This is a genomic window from Mycobacterium sp. NGS26, from assembly GCF_059813025.1.
The window spans coordinates 257,529-277,604 of sequence record NZ_JCALDU010000006.1 but is presented as its reverse complement, the minus strand read 5'-3'; the positions used below and the strand labels follow the sequence as shown (position 1 = coordinate 277,604).

Here is a 20,076-nt window from a genome sequence, read left to right as displayed (position 1 = left end):
CGATCGAAAACGGCTTAACGTGGCGATGATTCGAGCCTGAAGGGGGGTGACCCGTGTCCGCATCCGATCCTGGACTGCGCCGCGTGTCGGTTCACGCCGGCACCGCGGTCGTCGATTTGTCGCTGCCCGCCGGGGTCCCCGTCGCCACGCTGATCCCGCCGATCGTCGACATGCTTGAGGGCCGCGACAGCGACTCCGCGGGTGGTCTCGCGGGAAGGTGCTACCACCTGTCCCTGCCCGGCGCACCCGCCCTGGACGCGTCGACGACGTTGGCGCAGCACGGTATTCGCGACGGTTCGGTCATGGTGCTGAGCCAGGCGCGGACCCCTCCCGCCGCCCAGCGGCACGACGACGTGGCGGAGGCGGTGTCGGCGACGCTGCGCACAACCGCCCGCGGTTCCGGCCTCGACCAGGACGAGCGAGCAACCCGGCTCACGGGCGCGGCGGCGGCGAGCCTGCTGGCCGGCGTCGGAGCGGTCGCCCTCATTCGAAACGCGTGCGGCGTCAGCGTCGCCCGTCACCCGGGCGCCACCGCCGCCGTTGCGGCGGTGGCCGGCTGCACCGCCCTGCTGTTCGCGGTCGTTGCGCACCGGGTGCTCGGCGACTCGATCGCCGGGCTCACGCTGGGCGCGATCGCCACCGTATTCGCGGCGGTCGCCGGCTTTCTGGCGGTGCCCGGGCCGCCGGGTGCGGGTGGCGTGCTGCTGGCCGCGATGGGCGTGGCGGTGATGTCGGTGCTGGCGATGCGCCTGTCGGGTTGTGGGTTTGTCACCTTGACCGCGGTGTCGTGCGCGGCGCTGGTCGTCGCCGTCGCCGCGCTGGCGGGTGTGTTCACCGCGGCCCCGCCGCGCAGCATCGCGTCGGTGTCCGCGCTGGTGTCCTTCGGGCTGCTCGGCATGGCGGCGCGGGTGTCGATCGTGCTGGCCGGATTGTCCCCGCGGCTGCAGCCGGACGTCGACGCCGCGGATCGCTTGGCCGCCAAGGCGATCCGCGCCGACAACTGGCTGACCGGCCTGCTGGCCGCGTTTGCCGGGTCGGCGGCTCTCGGCGCCGTCGTCACAGCGCTCACCGGCGCGCCGAGCCCCGGCTGCATCGCTTTCGCCGCCGTCACGGGTTCGCTCCTGCTGTTGTATGCGCGCGGCGTCGATATCAAAAGGCGGTTGATCTTCGTCGTCACCGGAATCGCCACCATCGGAACCACATTCGGTGTCGTCGCGGTCGGCAGTCCGGATCGCGGACCGTGGATCGCGGGGGCAACGTCGATGCTGGCCGCCGCGGCGATGTACCTCGGCTTCGCGGCACCCGCGATATCGCCGTCGCCGGTGCTGCGGCGGGGCGTCGAGCTGCTGGAGTGTCTGGCCCTGATCGCGATGGTGCCCCTGACGGGCTGGATATGCGGCCTTTATGGCGTCGTTCGTGGCTTGAATCCGCCATGGAGTTGACCGCGTCGTGCGCCGTGCGGCTGCTGGCGGTCTCGGCGCTGATGGCGCTGGCCCAGTTCGGCACGCCGGCGGCGCACGCGGTTTCACCGCCGAAGATCGACGACCGGCGGCTGCCGAAACCGGCCCTGCCCGCGCCGCCGCGGCCGACCGTGCAACGCGAGGTTTGTACGGCGATGTCGGCGGACTCGGGGCCGGGCGGCAACCAGCTCGCCAACCTCGACTTGCCCCGGGTCTGGCAACTCACCCGCGGCGCCGGCCAGCGGGTCGCGGTCATCGACACCGGCGTCGCGCGGAACCGCCGGCTGCCCAACCTGGTTCCCGGGGGTGACTACGTGTCCACCGGCGACGGCACCCAGGACTGCGACGCACACGGCACCCTGGTGGCCGGGATCATCGCCGCGGCGACGGATCCCGACGGCGACGGCTTCGGCGGCGTCGCGCCCGACGCCACGCTGATCAGCATCCGCCAGTCCAGCGCCAAGTTCACCGCGGCCGACGACCGCTCCAGCGCGGGGGTGGGCGACGTCGACACCATGGCAAAGGCCGTCCGGACGGCCGCCGACCTCGGCGCGTCGGTGATCAACATTTCGTCGGTCGCCTGCGTTCCGATCGCGGCGCCGCTCGACGACCGGGCGCTGGGCGCCGCGCTCGCGTACGCGGTCGACGTCAAGAACGCGGTAGTGGTGGCGGCGGCGGGCAACACCGGCGGCGCAGGGCAGTGCCCGCCGCAGCGCCCAGACGCGACCTGGGACACCGCCACCGTCGCGGTCAGTCCCGCCTGGTACGACGACTACGTGCTCACCGTCGGTTCGGTCAATCCCGACGGGATCCCGTCGGCCTTTACCCTTGCCGGACCCTGGGTGGACGTCGCCGCCGTCGGCGAAGGGGTGAATTCGCCTGGCGCGTCACCGCTTTCGGGTACCAGTTACGCGGCGCCCGTCGCCAGCGGGTTGGCCGCGCTCATCCGGGCCCGGTTCCCGACGATGACCGCGCGGCAGGTGATGCAGCGCATCGAGTCGACCGCGCATCATCCGCCCGCGGGTTGGGACCCGGTCACCGGCAACGGCACGATCGACGCCCTCGCCGCGGTCAGCTCCGACCCGGCGCCGCCCATCGGCAACCCGAAGCCAGACCCGGCGCCGGTGCCGATTCCACCCTCTCGCACCCCTGCGCCGGCTGACCATCACGGCCGCAACACCGCACTCGGCGGCGCGGCGATCTGCTTGGTTGCGCTGGTGGCGGCCCTGGTCGCCGGCGCGGTCCGGGGCCGGCTAAGGGGGTCCCGACACGGTGTCCCGAGCGACTGACGCGCTTTGCCTGCTCAGCTCGGGTCCCGACGGCAACGCCGCCAGCATCGGCCAGGGCGCCGGCGCGGCGGCCGGCGGTAGCCCCAGGTCGTGCGCCGCGTCGTCGTCGCGGATCGCGAACCGCACCCCGGTGTCGGTGATGAGGTACCGCGCGCCGGCCTGGCCATCGGCCCGCACATAGGCGCTTCGGCCCGGCGGCAGGTACACCGCGTCCAGCGCGGGACCGGGTCCGTCGGCTTGCGACAGGGCCACCGGCACCCGGCCGTCCGGCAGCGGCAGCCCGCTTCCCGCGACGACGGCGACGGCGGAGCGCCCGGGCGCGGCGGGCGCCCAGGTCGCGCACACGGTGGTATCGGCGCCCGTCAGGTCGCCGTCGCCGGGTGCGCGGTCCGGAAAGGTTGCCACCGGCAGCGCGGTGACGATCGGCGCGCCACGGATGGCATCCGGCGCCACCGCGATGATGTTCGCGCTGCCCTGCGAATTGCCGAAGCGCAGCAGATCGGCGGTCACCTGACCGATTCGCTGCACGCCCCGGGCCAATACGACGTAATACTCGTCACCTCCTGCGCGCGTGATGCGCAACACGGCGCCCACCGGAAATCCGGTCAGGGCGGCGGCCTTTGTGCCCGCGTCGCGAATCCGCGGGGCCGTGATCGGCGGCGCCTCCGGGACGGCCTTCAGCAACGATTGCGAGACGATTCGCGGCGCGCGGCCCTCCAGTCGCAGCGCTCGCACGACCGCGGCGTCGGCGAGGTCCACCACCGCCCGCTGCCCGTCGTAAAGCAGGTAGGCCGGCGAACCCGGGCCGGCAGTCACCAGCACGGCCTGCCCGGGGCTCAGGCGGCGGACCGCCGATCCCGCAGGGGGCCCGATGACGACCGTCGTCGACGCATTGCCGTCCGTATCGCAGATCGTCCACACCGATTCGTCGCCCGCCAGCGGCGGGGCGAGAAGCTGCGGTGCACCCGGAATGCCCAGCAGCGGGCCACGTTTGGTGCGCGCCAACTCGGATTCGCGCACCGGCCGCGGGTTGGCGTCGGTCGCGGCGATCAACCGCGCCGAGGCCAGGTTCAGCACCGGATGCCAGGCGTCGCCCACCCGCACGTACAGCGCCCCGGATTCTCGACCCATCACGATCCGTGCGCGATCAAGCCCCGCCGGCGGCCGTAGCAAAGCAAGACATCCGGATCCGGCCACGACGAGGGCGGCCAGCACGCACCCCGCCGTCAGTGCTACGGTCCGCGCCCGCGGCTGCGGGCCGGCCACGCCGGTGCCGCGGCTCAGCAAGGCGCACTCGATGCGGCGCAGCAGAAATCGGTAAGCGCTGATTTGCAGACGGGTTTGCGATTGCCGAGACACTGCGGCGTCCAAAATCTCCCCGCGAAGTTTGTCGAATCAGAATTTCTGGTCCACGTTAAACCGCAGGTTGAGTAGGCTGCAGGAGTTTATCCACAGGGCGGCCGAGTTTCGGTTTTGCCGGATGCGGGTAAAATTTCGGCGTGTTTATTCACCGCATACTCGGCCGTCCGTGCCCTACGGCCCTCAGCGGGCGGTCGGGGGGTCGCTGGCTCGGCCTGGGCGCTTCCGCACTGCTCTCCGCCACCGGCCTGCTCGCCCTCCCTACCACGGCGCCGACCGCCTCCGCGGACAATTGTCCGGACGCCGAGGTCGTTTTCGCGCGAGGCACCAACGAGCCTCCCGGCATGGGGCGGGTCGGTGACGCCTTCGTCGACTCGCTGCGCCAGCAGACCGGCGGCATGAACATCGCCACATACGGGGTGAACTACGCCGCCAGCAAGCTGCAGCTGCACGGCGGCGACGGCGCCAACGACGTGATCAATCACGTCAAGAAGACGGCGTCGGATTGCCCGAATACCAAGATCGTGTTGGGTGGCTACTCGCAGGGCGCGTCGGTGATCGACATCGTGGCAGGCGTGCCGATCGGGGGCATCAGCTGGGGCAGTCAGCTGCCGCCGGAGCTCGCGAGCCACGTCGCGGCGGTTGCCACGTTCGGTGACGTGGCCGACCGCGCCGGCGGGTCGCTGCCGGCCCAGAGCGCGATGTTCGGCTCCAAGGCGATCGACCTGTGCAACCCCAACGACCCGATCTGTCACGCGGGGCAGGGCAACGAGTGGAGCGGGCACACCGAGGGGTATGTGCCGGTGTACACCACTCAGGCCGCGGCGTTCGTCGCGTCCAAGCTGTTGGCCGGGACCGGGCAGCAGGTGCCCGGATTCGGCCCGGCGACGCCCGGGTACGGCCCGCAGGCGCCGGGCTACGGCCCGCAGACGCCGGGGTATGGGCCGCAGACGCCGGGGTATGGGCCGCAGGCCCCGGGATCCGCACCGTCCATCCACGACCCCGCGCCCGGGGCGCCCGCTCCTATGACCCCCGCACCGTCGGCCCCCGGACCCACGGGCCCTGCGCCTGGAGCGCCCGCGGCGCCCACGCCGGCACCCGATTTGGTCTCGGCGATTCACTGACGGCAGGGGCCATCCTGCTGATGGCCTACTAATATCGGGCCATGAGGTTGCCCGGTTTCGCGGCCGCGGCGTTGCTCGCCGCGACGTCGGTGATCGCCACGGCGCCCATTGCCTCGGCGGGGTGCCCTGGTGCCGAGGTGGTTTTCGCCCGGGGCCGGGAGGAACCGCCGGGACTCGGCGCCGTCGGCGACGCGTTCCTCAACTCACTGCGCGGCAAGACGCGCATGCCGGTTGGGGCGTATGGCGTCAACTACCCCGCGAACATCAGCGTCGACAGCGGCGCCAACGACATGGGCGCGCACGTTCGATCCATGGCCGCAAGTTGCCCGAACACCCGCGAGGTGCTCGGCGGCTATTCCCTGGGCGCGGAGGTGGCCGACCTAGCGACCTGGGGCCGGATACCGCCGGGCGTGGATCAGCACGTCGCGGCGGTCGCGCTGTTCGGCAACGGCACCCGACAGGTAGCCCCCGCCTTCGCCGGTAAGACGATCGACCAGTGCGCACAAGGCGACCCGATCTGTGGCAAAGGCATGCGCTGGGCGTCACACCTGCAGCCCGCGTACATCGATTCCGGCCTGGTGGATCAGGCCGCCGGCTTCGCCGCCGCAAGACTGTAGTCAGCCAAATCGTTACCGGCGCTTGACCATAGGCCCCTAGCATCGTTGTGTGCGACTTATCCGCTTCGGGCTGACCGTCGTATTTCTCGCGGCGGTCGCGTTTTTTGTCGCGCCGAAGCTGTTGCCGCTCGCCTGGGCGTCGTGCCCCGACGCCGAGGTGGTGTTCGCCCGGGGGACCGACGAGCCTCCGGGCGTCGGGCGGGTGGGCCAGGCGTTCATCAGCTCGCTTCGCCAGCACACCAGCAAAAGCGTTGGCGCATATGCGGTTAACTATCCCGCCAACAAGGACTTCCTGGCCGCCGCCGACGGCGCGAACGACACCAGCAACCACGTCCAGCGGATGGCGAACAACTGCCCCAACACCAAGCTGGTGCTCGGCGGGTATTCGCAAGGAGCTGCCGTCATCGACATCGTCACCGCCGCACCAGTTCCCGGCCTTGGCTTCCGCCAGCCGTTGCCCGCCGACGCCGCCACCCACGTCGCCGCGGTGGCCCTGTTCGGCAATCCGTCTGCCCGCGCCAGCAGACTGATGAGCGCCCTGACCCCGAATTTCGACGGCAAGACCATCGATCTGTGCAACACCGGCGACCCGATCTGCTCGAACGGCAACCAGTGGAAAGCGCACCTGAGCTACGTGCCCGGATCGACCACCCAGGCCGCCAGTTTCGTCGCGGCCCGCGTCTAATCAGGCGTGCGCAGGTCCCGGGTGATCAGGGTCCGCGACGCGAGCTCGTTGTCGGGTGGATAGTCCACGCCGATCAACGTCAAGCCGTGCGCGGGCGCGGCCGCGAAATCGCTGGACCGGTCCGTCGCGGTGAGCAGGTCGCGACACCAGCCGACCGCGCGCCTGTGCTCGCCGACGGCGAGCAGCGCCCCGACCAGCGACCGCACCATCGACCAGCAGAACGCGTCGGCCGTCACGTGCGCGGTGATCCGCTCGCCGTCGCGCGACCACTCCAGCCGCTGCAGGTCGCGAATGGTGGTGGCCCCGTCGCGCTGGCGGCAGAACGCCGCGAAGTCGTGCAGCCCCAACAGGTCTCGCGAAGCCGCGTTCATCGCATCCAGGTCCAGTGCCCGCGGCCACGCGGTGACGTAGCGCGCCTGCTGCGGCTCGGCCCCATAGGGCGCCGTGGACAACCGATAGAGGTAATGGCGACGCAGCGCCGAGAAGCGGGCATCGAAACCGGTTGGGGCGCGGGCAATGCGGAGCACCCGGACATCGGTGGGCAGGAACCGGCCCAGACGCCGCAGCAGCGGCAGAAACTCCGGTTCGCCGGCGCGCGGTGAGCGCGGATACGCGTTCGGCAGCGCGTCGGCCGGCACGTCGACGTGTGCCACCTGGCCGGTGGCGTGCACGCCCGTGTCGGTGCGCCCGGCGGCGCGCAGCCGCACCGGGGTGCGGAAGACGGTCGTCAGCGCCTCATCGAGGACGCCGGCGACGGTGCGCTGCCCGGCCTGGGTTGCCCAGCCCGCGAAATCCGTTCCGTCGTAGGCGATGTCGAGCCGCAGACGGACTTCCTCGCTAACTGTCGGTGGCTCCGTCGCCCTCATCGGCGGCCTCAGCCTTGGCGTCTTCGGCCGCGACGTCCTCCGCCGCGACGTCCTCGGCCGTCGGGCCCTCCGCCGCCTCCGGCTCGACCGCCGCCTGCGGTGCTGCCGCGGCCGCGACGGGAGCGTCAGCCTTCTTCGAGGCTTTCACCCGGCGCGCCCGATCGGCCTCCGAGGTCACCGTCTTCTCCCGCACCAGCTCGATGACCGCCATCGGGGCGTTGTCGCCCTTGCGCGCCTCGACCTTGATGATCCGGGTGTAGCCGCCGTTGCGGTCGGCGAAGAACGGCCCGATCTCCTCGAACAAGGCATGCACGATGTCCTTGTCGCGGATCTTCTTCAGCACCTCTCGACGGTTGTGCAGCGTGCCCTTCTTCGCGTGCGTGATCAGCTTCTCCGCGTACGGCCGCAGCGCACGGGCCTTCGGCTCGGTCGTCTTGATCCGACCGTGCTCGAACAGCGACGTGGCCAGGTTGGCCAGAAGGGCCTTCTGGTGCGAAGACGACCCGCCGAGGCGAGGGCCCTTGGTGGGCTTGGGCATTGCTGACGCTCCTGTCTAGATTCTCAAGGCCGCTGAAAAGCGTTAGAGCTGTTCGGTTTCGGCGTAGTCCTGGTCGTCGTAGGCACCCTCGCTGGACCAGGTCCCGGTGGCGACGTCGTAGCCGGCAACGTCGGACGGGTCGAAGCTCGGCGGGCTGTCCTTGAGCGACAGACCCAGCTGGTGCAGCTTGACCTTCACCTCGTCGATGGACTTCTGGCCGAAGTTGCGGATGTCGAGCAGGTCCGACTCGGTGCGGCTGACCAGCTCGCCCACGGTGTGCACGCCCTCGCGCTTGAGGCAGTTGTAGGACCGCACGGTCAGATCCAGGTCGTCGATCGGCAGCGCGAACGATGCGATGTGGTCGGCCTCCGCCGGCGACGGCCCGATCTCGATGCCCTCGGCCTCGACGTTGAGTTCGCGTGCCAGGCCGAACAATTCGACCAGGGTCTTACCCGCCGATGCCAGCGCGTCGCGCGGGGTGATCGAGCTCTTGGTCTCCACGTCCAGGATCAGCTTGTCGAAGTCGGTGCGCTGCTCGACACGGGTGGCGTCCACCTTGTAGGTGACCTTGAGCACCGGCGAGTAGATGGAATCGACTGGAATACGGCCGATTTCGGCGCCGGAAGCCCGGTTCTGCACCGCCGGGACGTAGCCGCGGCCCCGCTCGACGACCAGTTCGACCTCGAGCTTGCCCTTGTCGTTCAGCGTCGCGATGTGCATGCCCGGGTTGTGCACGGTGACACCGGCGGGCGGCACGATGTCACCCGCGGTGACCTCGCCGGGGCCCTGCTTGCGCAGGTACATGGTGACCGGCTCGTCCTCCTCGGAGGACACGACCAGGCCCTTGAGGTTCAGGATGATGGCGGTGACGTCCTCTTTGACGCCGGGAACGGTGGTGAACTCGTGCAGCACGCCGTCGATGCGGATGCTGGTGACCGCCGCCCCTGGGATCGACGACAGCAGTGTCCGCCGCAGCGAATTGCCCAGGGTGTAACCGAATCCCGGCTCCAGCGGTTCGATGACGAACTGGGACCGGGTGTCGGTGAGGATCTCCTCCGACAGTGTGGGTCGCTGTGAGATCAGCATGGTGTTTCTTCTTCTCCTTCTCGGCACCCGCTATTTGATGCCGCTAAGTCCGCACCGGCTGGTGCGGAAGCATTACTTCGAGTAGTACTCGACGATCAGCTGCTCGGTGAGCGGCACCTCGATCTGCGCGCGCTCGGGCAATTGGTGGATCAGGATGCGCTGGCGCTCCCCCACGACCTGCAACCAGCTCGGGATCGGGCGCTCACCCGCGGTCTCCCGCGCGATCTGGAACGGCACCGAGTTCACCGACTTGTCCCGCACGTCGATGATGTCGTACTGCGACACCCGGTAGCTGGGGACGTCGACGCGCACGCCGTTGACCGTGAAGTGGCCGTGGGTGACGAGCTGACGGGCCATCCGTCGGGTCCGGGCCAGCCCGGCGCGGTAGATCACGTTGTCCAGCCGACTCTCCAGGATCTGCAGCAGCTCGTCGCCGGTCTTGCCGGGACGGCCTGCCGCCTCCTCGTAGTAGCGGCGGAACTGCTTTTCCATCACGCCGTAGGTGAAGCGGGCCTTCTGCTTCTCCTGCAGCTGCAGCAGGTACTCGCTTTCCTTGATCCGGGCGCGACCGTGCTGGCCGGGCGGGTAGGGACGCTTCTCGAAGGCCTGGTCGCCGCCGACGAGGTCGGTGCGGAACCGGCGCGATTTGCGAGTAACGGGTCCGGTGTAACGAGCCATCGGTTGTTTCTCCTCCTAGACCCTGCGTCGCTTCGGCGGGCGCACGCCGTTGTGCGGCTGCGGGGTGACGTCGGAGATCGCGCCGACCTCCAGACCGGCGGCCTGCAGCGAACGGATCGCGGTCTCCCGGCCCGAGCCCGGGCCCTTCACGAACACGTCGACCTTGCGCACCCCGTGCTCCTGGGCCTTGCGGGCGGCGTTCTCGGCGGCCAGCTGCGCGGCGAACGGGGTCGATTTCCGCGAGCCCTTGAAGCCGACGTGGCCCGACGACGCCCAGGCGATGACGTTGCCCTGCGGGTCGGTGATCGTCACGATCGTGTTGTTGAACGTGCTCTTGATGTGCGCCGCGCCGTGCGGGACGTTCTTCTTTTCCCGCCTGCGGGTCTTCTGTCCCTTCTTGGGCGCCGCAGCACCACTTGCCTTCTTCGGTGGCATCGGTTACCTGGCCTTCTTCTTGCCTGCGATGGTGCGCTTGGGCCCCTTGCGGGTCCGCGCGTTGGTCTTTGTCCGCTGGCCGCGCACCGGCAGGCCGCGGCGATGCCGCAGGCCCTGGTAGCAGCCGATCTCGATCTTGCGGCGGATGTCGCCCTGCACCTCGCGGCGCAGATCGCCCTCCACCTTCAGGTTGGCCTCGATGTAGTCACGCAGGTGGGTCAGCTGGTCGTCGGTGAGGTCCTTGGTCCGCAGATCCTTGTCGATGCCGGTGGCCGCCAAGATCTCGTTGGAGCGGGTGCGGCCGATGCCGAAGATGTAGGTCAGGGCGATCTCCATCCGCTTGTCGCGCGGCAGATCGACGCCTACTAGTCGAGCCATGTGTGGCGTTTCCTCTTGTCTCTAGCGGAGGTCTGGTCCCAGTCCGTTCCCTGACCCAAAGGGTGGGGCCCGGCCTCCGTCCGGGCGTGGATGAGCTGGCCCATCTCGTATAGATGCCAGCCGCTCACTGGTGCTGGGAGGTCTGCATTCAGTTGTATGGGCGCGCTAGCCCTGTCGCTGCTTGTGGCGCGGATCGGAGCAGATCACCATGACCCGCCCATGCCGACGGATCACCCTGCACTTGTCGCAGATTGGCTTCACGCTCGGGTTGACCTTCACGGCTTTTCGATCCTGTTCTCGTCTGTTGGTTGATTACTTGTACCGGTACACGATGCGGCCCCGGGACAGGTCGTAGGGCGAGAGCTCCACCACCACCCGGTCCTCGGGCAGGATGCGGATGTAGTGCTGCCGCATCTTGCCGCTGATGTGGGCAAGCACCTTGTGGCCGTTCTCCAGCTCGATGCGAAACATCGCATTGGGCAGGGGCTCGACCACGCGGCCCTCGACCTCTATGGCGCCGTCCTTCTTGGCCATAACCTCTCGTCAAATCCTCGTCGTTTGGTTTCGTTGCGTCTGCGCCCGTATCGGCGCAGCATTCACACCGACTTGAAACGTGAGCCGGTGACCGGAAAATTTCCTAGGGACTGGGCACGCAAAAAGTCGGCACGAGACACCGCACCGTCTGGCCACTTTACCCGCAGGGCCACAGTCGGCGCAAAATACCGCCGCGCGCCGAGCCAAGGCCGGAGCCCCTCGCCGCTCGACCCCGCGGCGAACCCGGCGTCAACTGTCCCTATTTCGGCCGCAGCGCGACAATCTTGTTGTTGCGGCCCCCGACGTAGACGGTGCCATTGTTGTCGACCGCCAAGCCCCACGGGTAATCGAGGCCGGTGAAGGGCAGCACGACCTGCTGGCTCGAGCCCACCGGAAGCTTCAGCGCACGATTACCCGCGCTGTCGGTCACGTACACGGCGCCCTTGTTGTCCACCGTCACGCCCCCGGGGTCGGAGAGGCCGACGAAGGGCAGCGTGGTTTGGGCCCTCGAGTCGGGGGCCAACGACAGCACCCGATTGTTGCCCCCATCGGCGACGTAGACGGTGCCGGTGGCCCCCACCACCAGGCCGGTTGGGGCGTTTAGACCGGTGAAGGGCAGCTCGTACTGCCTGGTCGAGCCCGTGGCGAGCGCAACCACCCGATTCCTGGCGGTGTCGGTGACGTAGACGGTGCGGGCATTGTCCACCGTCAGGCCGGTCGGATGGACGAGGTCGGTGAAGGGCAGCTGAATCTGCTTGCGCGAGCCGGGCGGGAGGACCAGCACCCGCTTGTTGCCGGAGTCGTTGACGTAGACGGTGCCGGTGTTATCCGCCGTCACACCGCTCGGATAGCTGAGGCCCTCGAACGGCAGGACGGCCGGTTCGGTCGAGCCCGCGGACAGCGCCAGCACCCGGTTGTGCATGGTGTCGGCGACGTACACCGTGCCGCCGATGTCGACCGACAGCCCTTGCGGTTCTCGCAGGCCGGTGAAGGGCAGCGTCGTCTGCCGGGGGTTCCCGGGCGGTGGGCCATGGTCGCCGAGGACGGCCAGGGCCACGACGACGGCGACGGCCACCGCAAGCAGGGCCGCGACCGAGACGACGACGGGTTTGCGGCGCCACCACGGCGGGGACGGCCGAGGCGGGGTGCGCGACGGTCCGGCCGCGGCGGCGGGCATCGGCGCGGTGAGGGCGTCGCGGGCGGCTCGCGCCAGCTCCAGCGCGGTGGCGTAGCGCTCGCGCGGGTCCTTGGCCATGCCCTTGGCGATGACCGCGTCGAACGCCCGCGGCAGCCCGGGCCTGGTCTCCGACGGCCGCGGCGGCGGGGTGACGAGGTGGTTGCCCACCTGTTGCTCCAGGCTGTCGCCGGGGAACGCGTGCTCCGCGGTCAAGCATTCGTACAGCACACAGGCCAGCGAATAGATGTCGGAGCGGGCGTCGATCGGAGGGGCGCCGACCTCCTGGGTTCTGAACCGCTCCGGTGCCATGTAATGGAACGTCCCGATCACGTCGCCGACGCTTGTCAAACCCCGCTCGCCTATCGCCAGGGCGATTCCGAAATCGATCAGATAGGCATAGTCGTCGTCGAGCAAAATGTTGGATGGCTTGACATCGCGGTGCAGCAGTCCCGCCTTGTGCGCCGCCTGCAACGCCTTGGCCACCTGCTCGACGATGTTCACCGCCCGTGCCGGCGGTAGGGGCCCGGCGTTCAGGAGCGACTGTAAGTCCGTGCCCTCGATCAGCCGCATGTCCACGAACAGCCGCCCGCCGATCTCCCCATAGGTGTGAATCGGCACGATGTGCGGGCTGTTCAACCGCGCGGCGGCATGGGCTTCGCGACGGAACCGCTGCTGGAACACCTCGTCGCGGGAAATCGCGGCGGGCAGAATCTTGATCGCGACGATCCGGTCGATGACGGTGTCGTGGGCGCGCCACACCTCACCCATGCCGCCCCGGCCGAGCAACTCGATCAGCCGATAGTTTCCGAACCACGTTCCCTGCAACGAGCCCCTCCACAAGCACGGCGACTTCCGCAAAATCGCAAATTAACTGCGCCCATTTATTTCCGACGGATTATATTCACCGATTCCGCGCATTACGGATTCTTTGATTTTCCATGCGAACCGGAATAGCGCCCGCGCACCGCCGGTTGCAGCGACCATGACCGATTCTGCTGCTCGCAAGCCCAACCTCGGCCGGTTCGGATCGTTCGGACGCGGCGTCACGCCCCAGCAAGCCAAGGAGATCGAGTCCCTGGGATACGGGGCCGTCTGGGTGGGCGGGTCACCACCCGCCGAGCTGGCCTGGGTCGAACCGATCCTCGAAGCCACCACCACGCTGCAGGTCGCCACCGGCATCGTCAACATCTGGACGGCGCCCGCCAAGGCGGTGGCCGACTCGTTCCACCGGATCGACAAGGCCTATCCCGGCCGCTTCCTGCTCGGCATCGGCGTGGGCCATCGCGAGGCGATCACCGAATACCGCAAGCCCTACGACGCGCTGGTGCAGTACCTGAACCAGCTCGACGACTACGGTGTGCCCGCCCACCGTCGCGTGGTGGCGGCGTTGGGCCCGCGGGTCGTGAAGCTTTCGGCGGAGCGCAGCGCGGGCGCGCATCCCTACCTGACCACCCCCGAGCACACCGCGCACGCCCGGGAGCTGATCGGCCCGTCGGCGTTCCTGGCGCCCGAGCACAAGGCGGTGCTGACCACCGACGCGGAAAAGGCGCGCGCGGTGGGCCGCAAGGCGCTCGACATCTATTTCAACCTGGCCAACTACCGCAACAGCTGGAAGCGGCTGGGCTTTTCCGACGACGAGGTCACCCGGCCCGGCAGCGACCGCCTGGTGGACGCGGTGGTGGCCTATGGCACCGTGGACCAGATCGCGGCGCGGCTGAAGGAGCACCTCGACGCCGGGGCCGACCACGTCCCGGTGCAGATCCTGACCAAAGATGAAAACCTGGTTCCGGCGCTGGCCGAGCTGGCCGGGCCGCTCGGACTGAATGGCACGTGAGGTAACCGCGTAGGGGGGACGCAGATGACCGACGCAGTTTCGCTGAAACCCGACCTGGGCCGCTTCGGCGCCTGGCTGCCCACCCGCTCCCTCACCCCGGAGTTGGCCGCGGGCCTCGAGTCGCTGGGCTACGGCGCCGCCTGGGTCGGCGGGTCACCCGACGCCGACCTGGCCTGGGTCGAGCCCTCCCTGGCGCGGACCACGTCGCTGCAACTGGTCGCCGGGATCGTCAACATCTGGTCCGCGCCGGCTCAGGCCGTCGCCCAGTCCTTCGGGCGCATCGAAGACGCCTATCCGGGAAGGTTTTTGCTCGGCATCGGGGTGGGCCATCGCGAACACACCGAGGAGTACGTGAAGCCGTACGACGCCCTGGTCGGTTACCTCGACGACCTCGACGCGGCGATGGTGCCGACCAGCCGTCGGGTGCTGGCGGCGCTCGGGCCGCGGGTGCTGCGGCTGGCCGCGGAACGCAGCGCGGGCGCGCACCCGTACCTCACCACACCCGAACACACGGCCAAGGCGCGCGACCTGATGGGCAAGTCGGTGTTCCTGGCGCCCGAACACAAGGTGGTGCTCACCACCGACCGTGACGAAGCCCGCGCGGTCGGCCGTCGATTCCTGGACCACTACCTGGGGCTGAGCAACTACGTGAACAACTGGCTGCGGTCCGGATTCACCCATGACGACGTGCGAAAGCCGGGCAGCAACAGGCTGATCGACGCGATGGTGGCCTACGGCAGTCCGGAGGCCATCGTGGCTCGCCTCAACGAGCATTGCGAGGCCGGCGCCGACCACGTGGCGATCCAGGTGCTGGGCGGCTCGGACGAAGAGACGCTGCTGCCCGCACTGGGCGAACTGGCCGGGCCGCTGGGGCTAACCCGCGGAAACTGACCACCGCACTCGGTTAGGGTTTGATTCATGCGCCTGCTGGTCACCGGTGGCGCCGGGTTCATCGGCACCAATTTCGTTCACAGCACCGTCCGCGAGCGTCCGGACGTCGCGGTGACGGTGCTCGACGCCATGACCTACGCGGGCCGGCGCGAGTCGCTGGCCGACGTCGACGACGCCATCAGGCTGGTGGTGGGTGACATCACCGACGCCGCGCTGGTTTCCACGCTGGTCGCCGAGTCCGACGCGGTGGTGCATTTCGCCGCCGAAAGCCACGTGGACAATGCGCTGGACGACCCGGAGCCGTTTCTGCACACCAACGTGATCGGGACCTACACCATCCTGGAGGCGGTGCGACGCTACGGCGTGCGGCTGCACCACATCTCGACCGACGAGGTCTACGGCGACCTGGAGCTCGACGACCCGCAGCGGTTCACCGAGTCGACGCCCTACAACCCGTCGAGCCCGTACTCGGCGACCAAGGCGGCGGCCGACATGCTGGTCCGGGCCTGGGTGCGCTCGTATGGGGTGCGCGCGACAATCTCCAATTGCTCCAACAACTACGGGCCGTATCAGCACGTCGAGAAGTTCATTCCGCGCCAGATCACCAACGTGCTCACCGGCCGGCGGCCCAAGTTGTACGGCCGCGGCGCGAACGTTCGGGACTGGATCCACGTCGACGACCACAACAGCGCGGTCTGGCGGATCCTGGAAAAGGGCGAGATCGGCCGGACATACCTGATCAGCGCCGAGGGCGAGCGCGACAACCGCACGGTGCTGCGCACCCTGCTGCAGATGATGGGACGCGATCCCGACGACTTCGACCAGGTCACCGACCGCGTCGGTCACGACCTGCGGTACGCGATCGACCCGTCGGCGTTGTGCGACGAATTGTGTTGGGCGCCAAAGCACACCGACTTCGACGAGGGTCTGCGCGCCACCATCGACTGGTATCGGGCCAACGAATCCTGGTGGCGTCCGCTGAAGGATGCCGCCGAGGCGCGCTACGAAGAGCGCGGTCAGTGACATGAAGGTTCGCGAGCTCGCCGTCCCGGGCGCCTGGGAGATCACTCCCGATATCCACGGCGACTCCCGCGGCCTGTTCTTCGAGTGGCTCACCGATCGCGGGTTCACCGGCTTTGCCGGTCACTCGCTGGACGTCCGGCAGGCCAACTGCTCGGTCTCGGCGGCCGGCGTGCTGCGCGGCCTGCACTTCGCCCAGCTGCCGCCGAGCCAGGCCAAGTATGTGACCTGCGTGTCCGGGGCGGTGTTCGACGTCGTCGTCGACATCCGTTTGGGCTCACCGACATTCGGCCGCTGGGATTCGGTGGTGCTCGACGACTCCGAGCGCAGGTCGACCTACATCTCCGAGGGCCTCGCGCATGGATTCCTTGCACTGCAAGACAATTCGACGGTGATGTACCTGTGCTCGGCGGAATACAACCCGAAGCGTGAGCACACCATCTGTGCGACGGACCCGGCGCTGGCCATCGACTGGCCATTGGTCGACGGCGCCGCCCCGAGCTTGTCGGACCGCGACGCGGCGGCTCCCAGCTTCGAGGATGTCCGCGAATCCGGGCTCCTACCCACGTGGGAGGAGACGCAGCGGTTCATCGCCGGCCTGCGGCAGCGCCTTGGATAGCGCGACTTATCGAATTAGAGTGCAAAGATGAACGTCACACGGAGCTTTGCAGTCGTGGCCACCGTCGGCGCCGTCGCGATCGGGGCGGCGGCGCCCGCATCCGCCGAGGAGATGAGCGGCCACTTCATCGACACCTCCACGGACTCCAAAGGCTTTTCCACGACCGCAGATTTCTACTTCACTCCGTGCGGTGACGGCTGCGCGAACGTAGCCAAGGACACGCCGTCCGGCCCAACCAGTCAGGCTCACTTGATCAATGGTCAATGGATCATGGACTTCATCGACCGTGATGACTGCGCGGACGGTACGAAGGTTGAGGGCGCGCTCATGGTCCACATGACGTGGGACCCGAATTCCCTCGCGGGCACGTCGCAAAGCACCGTGCTCATGCCGGCGTGCGGCGATTCGGTGGGCTACACGTTCACCAATAACGAGCAACTCACGCGGGCGGCCTGAAGTAACTCCGGCCCCACCCGACCAGAGCTCCCGCCCACAACAGCACCGTCAGCGCCTCGGCAACCACGCTGATTACGGCATGGGGTGATGGGTCCCAGCCGCGCTCGGCGAAGCCGAACAGTCCGACCGTCCTCGACAGGGCGAACGCGAGCAGGGACCCGCCGGCCACCGCGGCGGCGACCCACTGCAGCCAACCCGGCCCGCCCAGGATGATCAGCAGCGCCAAGGCGAACGAGACGCTGGCCTGGACGAGGAAGGCGGTGCCGATCGTCGCAATGTGTTGGTAGCCATGAATATACAGGTACGCGTGGCTGGTGGCGCTGACCGCCAGGGACAGGGCCAGACCGAGCCGAAGCAGGAATGTCATTGCAGCGTGGCCTCTTTCAGTGCCAGCGCGGCCTGCCCCTTGGTGTAGCTGACCTCGCGAATGCCCAGGGCGTCGCGCAGCTTGCCGGCCGGCAGCGTGACCGGCTTGGGCGCGGGCCCGTCACCCGGGCGCGGCAACGGATAGGCGGTCGTCGTGCCGGTGTAGAACGTCACGTTGCCCTCCGTTTTGGAAAACAGTTGGTGGACATGCCCGTTGATGCACGTGACCGACGAGAACCGGCGCAGGTAGCTGAGCGCCTGGGTGGCGTCGTCGGTGCCCCAGCCCCAGTCCGGGTACATCGCGAACAACGGGATGTGACTGAACACGACGATGGGGGTGTCACTCGACAATCCCGCGACGTCTTTTTCGACGAACTCCAGCTGGTCGACGCCCAAGTGCCCGAGCTTCTTCAGGTTCAGGGTGTTCACCAGTGCGATCACGTGGACACCGGCGATGTCGAAGCTGTACCAGCCGTCGCCGCGGGTCCCCCCGCCGAACACGCTGCGGTACTTCTGCCCCGCGTCGTCGACCGAATCGTGTTCGCCCGGCACTGTGAACACGTGCGGCGTGTGCAGCTTGGAGAGCATCTGCCTGACCTGATCGAACTGGTCGGTTGTCGACAGGTGCGTGAGGTCGCCGGTGTGGATGACGAAATCCGGTGTGTAGCCGAGGCTGTTGAGCTGATCGATCGCGTGGCCGAAGGTGCCGGTGACGTCCGGATTGGGCGGACCGGTGAAGCCGATGTGGCTGTCGCTCACCTGCGCGAACCGCAGCGTGGGCCGGGCGCCGGCGTGCGAGGCAGAAGCCGAGCCGGCGACGTGCGAGATGACCTCGCCACCGACGACGGCAAAACCGACCGCCGCGCCGAACCACGCCGAGTGCCGAATCAGCTGGCGACGTGTCATCGTCTTCGGGTCTGGACTGCTACTCATCCCGTCACCACCACGGTGCCGCGCATCATCGGGTGGATGGAGCAGACGTAGTCGAATGTGCCCGCCGTAGGGAAGGTGTGCGAGAAGGTGGCGCCCGTCCCCATTCCGGGCGAGTGGAACGACCCGTCGCTCGCGGCCACCGTGTGCGGTTCTTCGTCACGGTTGGTCCAGGTGACGGTGCTGCCCGCCCTGACGGTCAGCGTGGCCGGCGCGAAGGCGAAGTTGTCGATGCTGACCTGGTCGCCCGCGACCGCCGCCGGTGACCCGGTCCCCGGCGCGCTCGCCGACGGACCCGGCATCGACGGCATGCCGCTCATGCCCGGCATCCCGGGCGTGCCGCTGGTATTCGATCCGAAGGTGACCGACGGCTGCGCGGCCGGCGGTGACGACGTGCAGCCAGCCAGCAGCGCGCCGACGGCCGACGCCGCGATCAGACTTTTTCGAAGCTTGGCGATGTTCACGCCAAGAGATATGACGGCGGGTTACGCGTCGCGGCGCGGCGGCGCGAAGACCTCGATGACGCCGTTGACCTCGCGAACCATCAGCGCGGGCAACGGCTTTGGTGCGATCGGCAGTTGATGGGTGAGTACCTGTCCGGTGGGCGAGAACGAGGTCGAGTGGCAGGGGCAGCGCAACCTGTCGTCGGGCGCGTCGAACCACAGCCGGCAGCCCTGATGGGTGCAGACGCCGGAGATGGCCTCCGGTTTGCCGTCGACGCGGTGGACGAACCCCGTGACCGAACCGAGGTCGAACGGATGCATGACGCCGTCGGTGACGTCCGAGCTGGATGCGACACGCTGCCAGCTTCCGTCGTTCGGTGTCAGCTCACCGGCCGCGACAGCGGGGCCCCGCACGGGGCTCCCCATCACCGCCCGATCGATGGACACCGCGGCGGCCGCGGCGGCCGCGGCGGCCGACGTGCCCACGATGACCTGCCGGCGCGTCGTGCTTTGCTTCGCCGCCGCCGGCGTCGGCGCTCCGTTCATCTGCTCCGCGAGGCGGCGGTGCAGGTCGGACAGGAATTCCTGGCGCGGGGCGTCGACGACGCCCGAGTCCTGCCGGGCGGCGCGCAACTCGATCGCGGTGCGGATCTGCGCCGCCTCGAAGTCGTCGGGCGCGAACGGCTTCGGCCGGCGGCCCCGCAGCAGATCGTCGACGTAACGGCGTAGTCCTCGCGCGTTCATGGCTGGCCCCCATCGTTGACTTGCGCCGCCAGTCGCAGCGCGCGGTGCTGGAGCACTTTGGCGTTGGCCACGCTGATCCCGAGTTCGGTGGCGGACTCCTTGATCGAATTGCCCTGCAGGAAACGCAATTCCAGGATCCGTCGATAGCGGTCCGGCAGGCTGTCGAGGACCCGGGCGACGCGCTGCGGTGCGGTGCTGATCGCTTCCTCGCTGTCGGGTGGCGCTTCGATGTCGTCGATGGAGGTGATCTCGCGCCCCATCGTCTCGCGCCAATGCGCGGCCAGCACGGTGCGGGCCGTGGCCCGCAGGTAGGCGCGCACCTCGCCGACGCTCGCGGTCAGCCGCAGCGGACGCAGCGCGGCGAGGAAGACCTCGGCGGTGAGGTCCTCGGCGTCGGCCCGGTTGCCGACCCGGGCGAACAGCGTCCGGTACACCCAGGTCGCGTTGTCCTGGTACACCGCTTCCCAGTCGGTGTAGCCCTCGTCACCGTCGGGTACCGCGCGCAACGGTCGCGGTCCGACGGGTTCGTTTTGCGCCGCCACGTGCC

At 68.8% G+C, this 20,076-nt stretch carries 25 protein-coding genes; 10 read left to right on the top strand and 15 right to left on the bottom strand.

The features are described from left to right. Positions 1-83 precede the first annotated feature (83 nt). Both eccD and mycP read left to right on the top strand, forming a co-directional pair. Positions 84-1,442: a type VII secretion integral membrane protein EccD gene (gene eccD / locus AC5Y6X_RS20580; protein ID WP_499988737.1), complete on the top strand. Its 1,359-nt coding sequence runs from the start codon at positions 84-86 to the stop codon at positions 1,440-1,442. After that, positions 1,433-2,749, top strand: coding sequence for a type VII secretion-associated serine protease mycosin (gene mycP / locus AC5Y6X_RS20575; protein ID WP_499988735.1), 1,317 nt, complete (start codon positions 1,433-1,435; stop codon positions 2,747-2,749). The genes eccD and mycP overlap by 10 nt, the downstream gene beginning before the upstream one ends. Here mycP and eccB read toward each other — a convergent pair. After that, complete coding sequence (gene eccB / locus AC5Y6X_RS20570) at positions 2,714-4,108, bottom strand: type VII secretion protein EccB (protein WP_499988734.1); 1,395 nt, start codon at positions 4,106-4,108, stop codon at positions 2,714-2,716. The two genes, mycP and eccB, sit on opposite strands and share 36 nt — an antisense overlap. 215 nt (positions 4,109-4,323) lie before the next feature. On the opposite strand from eccB, the gene AC5Y6X_RS20565 reads away from it, so the two are divergent. The 3 genes from AC5Y6X_RS20565 to AC5Y6X_RS20555 are packed head-to-tail and all read left to right on the top strand — an operon-like array spanning position 4,324 to position 6,534. Further along, on the top strand, positions 4,324-5,232 hold the full coding sequence (locus AC5Y6X_RS20565; protein ID WP_499988893.1) for a cutinase family protein: 909 nt from the start codon (positions 4,324-4,326) through the stop codon (positions 5,230-5,232). A gap of 41 nt (positions 5,233-5,273) precedes the next feature. Then, positions 5,274-5,849, top strand: a complete 576-nt coding sequence (locus AC5Y6X_RS20560; protein WP_324679998.1) for a cutinase family protein — start codon at positions 5,274-5,276, stop codon at positions 5,847-5,849. Positions 5,850-5,907: 58 nt separating this feature from the next. Then, complete coding sequence (locus tag AC5Y6X_RS20555; RefSeq protein ID WP_499988892.1) at positions 5,908-6,534, top strand: cutinase family protein; 627 nt, start codon at positions 5,908-5,910, stop codon at positions 6,532-6,534. Here the strand turns inward: AC5Y6X_RS20555 and truA are convergent. From truA to AC5Y6X_RS20510, 9 genes are all read right to left on the bottom strand, one after another. Beyond that, a complete protein-coding gene (gene truA, locus AC5Y6X_RS20550; protein WP_499988732.1) occupies positions 6,531-7,400 on the bottom strand; it encodes a tRNA pseudouridine(38-40) synthase TruA in 870 nt (289 codons plus the stop codon). The genes AC5Y6X_RS20555 and truA overlap by 4 nt on opposite strands. Next, positions 7,372-7,938, bottom strand: coding sequence for a 50S ribosomal protein L17 (rplQ, locus tag AC5Y6X_RS20545; protein WP_499988730.1), 567 nt, complete (start codon positions 7,936-7,938; stop codon positions 7,372-7,374). The genes truA and rplQ overlap by 29 nt, the downstream gene beginning before the upstream one ends. A 42-nt stretch (positions 7,939-7,980) precedes the next feature. After that, the gene (locus AC5Y6X_RS20540) at positions 7,981-9,024 is read right to left on the bottom strand and encodes a DNA-directed RNA polymerase subunit alpha (protein ID WP_324679992.1); all 1,044 of its coding nucleotides are present in this window, start codon (positions 9,022-9,024) and stop codon (positions 7,981-7,983) included. Positions 9,025-9,096: 72 nt separating this feature from the next. After that, positions 9,097-9,702 (bottom strand): 30S ribosomal protein S4, encoded by a 606-nt coding sequence (gene rpsD, locus AC5Y6X_RS20535; protein ID WP_324679990.1) that lies wholly within the window; start codon positions 9,700-9,702, stop codon positions 9,097-9,099. 15 nt (positions 9,703-9,717) lie between these two features. After that, positions 9,718-10,137, bottom strand: coding sequence for a 30S ribosomal protein S11 (rpsK, locus tag AC5Y6X_RS20530; protein ID WP_076061621.1), 420 nt, complete (start codon positions 10,135-10,137; stop codon positions 9,718-9,720). A gap of 3 nt (positions 10,138-10,140) precedes the next feature. Then, on the bottom strand, positions 10,141-10,515 hold the full coding sequence (gene rpsM / locus AC5Y6X_RS20525) for a 30S ribosomal protein S13 (RefSeq protein WP_324679988.1): 375 nt from the start codon (positions 10,513-10,515) through the stop codon (positions 10,141-10,143). Positions 10,516-10,680: 165 nt separating this feature from the next. Then, positions 10,681-10,794 (bottom strand): 50S ribosomal protein L36, encoded by a 114-nt coding sequence (gene rpmJ / locus AC5Y6X_RS20520; protein WP_003879483.1) that lies wholly within the window; start codon positions 10,792-10,794, stop codon positions 10,681-10,683. A gap of 33 nt (positions 10,795-10,827) precedes the next feature. Beyond that, complete coding sequence (gene infA / locus AC5Y6X_RS20515; protein WP_003418601.1) at positions 10,828-11,049, bottom strand: translation initiation factor IF-1; 222 nt, start codon at positions 11,047-11,049, stop codon at positions 10,828-10,830. A gap of 259 nt (positions 11,050-11,308) precedes the next feature. Continuing rightward, a complete protein-coding gene (locus tag AC5Y6X_RS20510) occupies positions 11,309-13,051 on the bottom strand; it encodes a serine/threonine-protein kinase PknD (protein ID WP_499988727.1) in 1,743 nt (580 codons plus the stop codon). A gap of 157 nt (positions 13,052-13,208) precedes the next feature. On the opposite strand from AC5Y6X_RS20510, the gene AC5Y6X_RS20505 reads away from it, so the two are divergent. Genes AC5Y6X_RS20505 through AC5Y6X_RS20485 form a run of 5 tightly spaced genes read left to right on the top strand, consistent with a single transcriptional unit; the run spans position 13,209 to position 17,046 of the window. Then, on the top strand, positions 13,209-14,060 hold the full coding sequence (locus AC5Y6X_RS20505) for an LLM class F420-dependent oxidoreductase (RefSeq protein ID WP_499988726.1): 852 nt from the start codon (positions 13,209-13,211) through the stop codon (positions 14,058-14,060). Between the two features lie 24 nt (positions 14,061-14,084). Beyond that, a complete protein-coding gene (locus AC5Y6X_RS20500; protein WP_499988724.1) occupies positions 14,085-14,951 on the top strand; it encodes an LLM class F420-dependent oxidoreductase in 867 nt (288 codons plus the stop codon). Positions 14,952-14,978: 27 nt separating this feature from the next. Next, positions 14,979-15,974, top strand: a complete 996-nt coding sequence (rfbB, locus tag AC5Y6X_RS20495; protein WP_499988722.1) for a dTDP-glucose 4,6-dehydratase — start codon at positions 14,979-14,981, stop codon at positions 15,972-15,974. A gap of 1 nt (position 15,975) precedes the next feature. Beyond that, on the top strand, positions 15,976-16,590 hold the full coding sequence (gene rfbC, locus AC5Y6X_RS20490; protein WP_499988721.1) for a dTDP-4-dehydrorhamnose 3,5-epimerase: 615 nt from the start codon (positions 15,976-15,978) through the stop codon (positions 16,588-16,590). Between the two features lie 27 nt (positions 16,591-16,617). Next, positions 16,618-17,046 carry a hypothetical protein gene (locus AC5Y6X_RS20485; RefSeq protein WP_499988719.1) on the top strand — a complete coding sequence of 143 codons (429 nt, stop codon included), beginning with the start codon at positions 16,618-16,620 and terminating at the stop codon, positions 17,044-17,046. On the opposite strand, the gene AC5Y6X_RS20480 is transcribed toward AC5Y6X_RS20485, so the two are convergent. From AC5Y6X_RS20480 to AC5Y6X_RS20460, 5 genes are read right to left on the bottom strand one after another with little or no spacing between them, the layout of a single operon-like run. Then, the gene (locus AC5Y6X_RS20480) at positions 17,030-17,413 is read right to left on the bottom strand and encodes a hypothetical protein (protein WP_499988717.1); all 384 of its coding nucleotides are present in this window, start codon (positions 17,411-17,413) and stop codon (positions 17,030-17,032) included. The two genes, AC5Y6X_RS20485 and AC5Y6X_RS20480, sit on opposite strands and share 17 nt — an antisense overlap. Beyond that, positions 17,410-18,345 (bottom strand): metallophosphoesterase family protein, encoded by a 936-nt coding sequence (locus AC5Y6X_RS20475; protein ID WP_499988715.1) that lies wholly within the window; start codon positions 18,343-18,345, stop codon positions 17,410-17,412. The genes AC5Y6X_RS20480 and AC5Y6X_RS20475 overlap by 4 nt, the downstream gene beginning before the upstream one ends. Beyond that, positions 18,342-18,806: a cupredoxin domain-containing protein gene (locus AC5Y6X_RS20470; RefSeq protein WP_499988713.1), complete on the bottom strand. Its 465-nt coding sequence runs from the start codon at positions 18,804-18,806 to the stop codon at positions 18,342-18,344. The genes AC5Y6X_RS20475 and AC5Y6X_RS20470 overlap by 4 nt, the downstream gene beginning before the upstream one ends. A 21-nt stretch (positions 18,807-18,827) precedes the next feature. Continuing rightward, positions 18,828-19,529 (bottom strand): Rieske (2Fe-2S) protein, encoded by a 702-nt coding sequence (locus AC5Y6X_RS20465; protein ID WP_499988712.1) that lies wholly within the window; start codon positions 19,527-19,529, stop codon positions 18,828-18,830. Then, complete coding sequence (locus AC5Y6X_RS20460; protein ID WP_499988711.1) at positions 19,526-20,071, bottom strand: RNA polymerase sigma factor; 546 nt, start codon at positions 20,069-20,071, stop codon at positions 19,526-19,528. The genes AC5Y6X_RS20465 and AC5Y6X_RS20460 overlap by 4 nt, the downstream gene beginning before the upstream one ends. Positions 20,072-20,076 lie beyond the last annotated feature (5 nt).

Bases quoted from the DNA above. Each gene is read 5' to 3' on its own strand.
- infA (WP_003418601.1), bottom strand. From the start codon at position 11,049: ATGGCCAAGAAGGACGGCGCCATAGAGGTCGAGGGCCGCGTGGTCGAG.
- AC5Y6X_RS20475 (WP_499988715.1), bottom strand. From the start codon at position 18,345: ATGAGTAGCAGTCCAGACCCGAAGACGATGACACGTCGCCAGCTGATT.
- rpsD (WP_324679990.1), bottom strand. From the start codon at position 9,702: ATGGCTCGTTACACCGGACCCGTTACTCGCAAATCGCGCCGGTTCCGC.
- mycP (WP_499988735.1), top strand. From the start codon at position 1,433: ATGGAGTTGACCGCGTCGTGCGCCGTGCGGCTGCTGGCGGTCTCGGCG.
- rfbB (WP_499988722.1), top strand. From the start codon at position 14,979: ATGCGCCTGCTGGTCACCGGTGGCGCCGGGTTCATCGGCACCAATTTC.
- AC5Y6X_RS20485 (WP_499988719.1), top strand. From the start codon at position 16,618: ATGAACGTCACACGGAGCTTTGCAGTCGTGGCCACCGTCGGCGCCGTC.
- AC5Y6X_RS20480 (WP_499988717.1), bottom strand. From the start codon at position 17,413: ATGACATTCCTGCTTCGGCTCGGTCTGGCCCTGTCCCTGGCGGTCAGC.
- rpsK (WP_076061621.1), bottom strand. From the start codon at position 10,137: ATGCCACCGAAGAAGGCAAGTGGTGCTGCGGCGCCCAAGAAGGGACAG.
- AC5Y6X_RS20540 (WP_324679992.1), bottom strand. From the start codon at position 9,024: ATGCTGATCTCACAGCGACCCACACTGTCGGAGGAGATCCTCACCGAC.
- AC5Y6X_RS20500 (WP_499988724.1), top strand. From the start codon at position 14,085: ATGACCGACGCAGTTTCGCTGAAACCCGACCTGGGCCGCTTCGGCGCC.
- rfbC (WP_499988721.1), top strand. From the start codon at position 15,976: ATGAAGGTTCGCGAGCTCGCCGTCCCGGGCGCCTGGGAGATCACTCCC.
- rplQ (WP_499988730.1), bottom strand. From the start codon at position 7,938: ATGCCCAAGCCCACCAAGGGCCCTCGCCTCGGCGGGTCGTCTTCGCAC.
- truA (WP_499988732.1), bottom strand. From the start codon at position 7,400: ATGAGGGCGACGGAGCCACCGACAGTTAGCGAGGAAGTCCGTCTGCGG.
- rpsM (WP_324679988.1), bottom strand. From the start codon at position 10,515: ATGGCTCGACTAGTAGGCGTCGATCTGCCGCGCGACAAGCGGATGGAG.
- AC5Y6X_RS20465 (WP_499988712.1), bottom strand. From the start codon at position 19,529: ATGAACGCGCGAGGACTACGCCGTTACGTCGACGATCTGCTGCGGGGC.
- AC5Y6X_RS20505 (WP_499988726.1), top strand. From the start codon at position 13,209: ATGACCGATTCTGCTGCTCGCAAGCCCAACCTCGGCCGGTTCGGATCG.
- AC5Y6X_RS20560 (WP_324679998.1), top strand. From the start codon at position 5,274: ATGAGGTTGCCCGGTTTCGCGGCCGCGGCGTTGCTCGCCGCGACGTCG.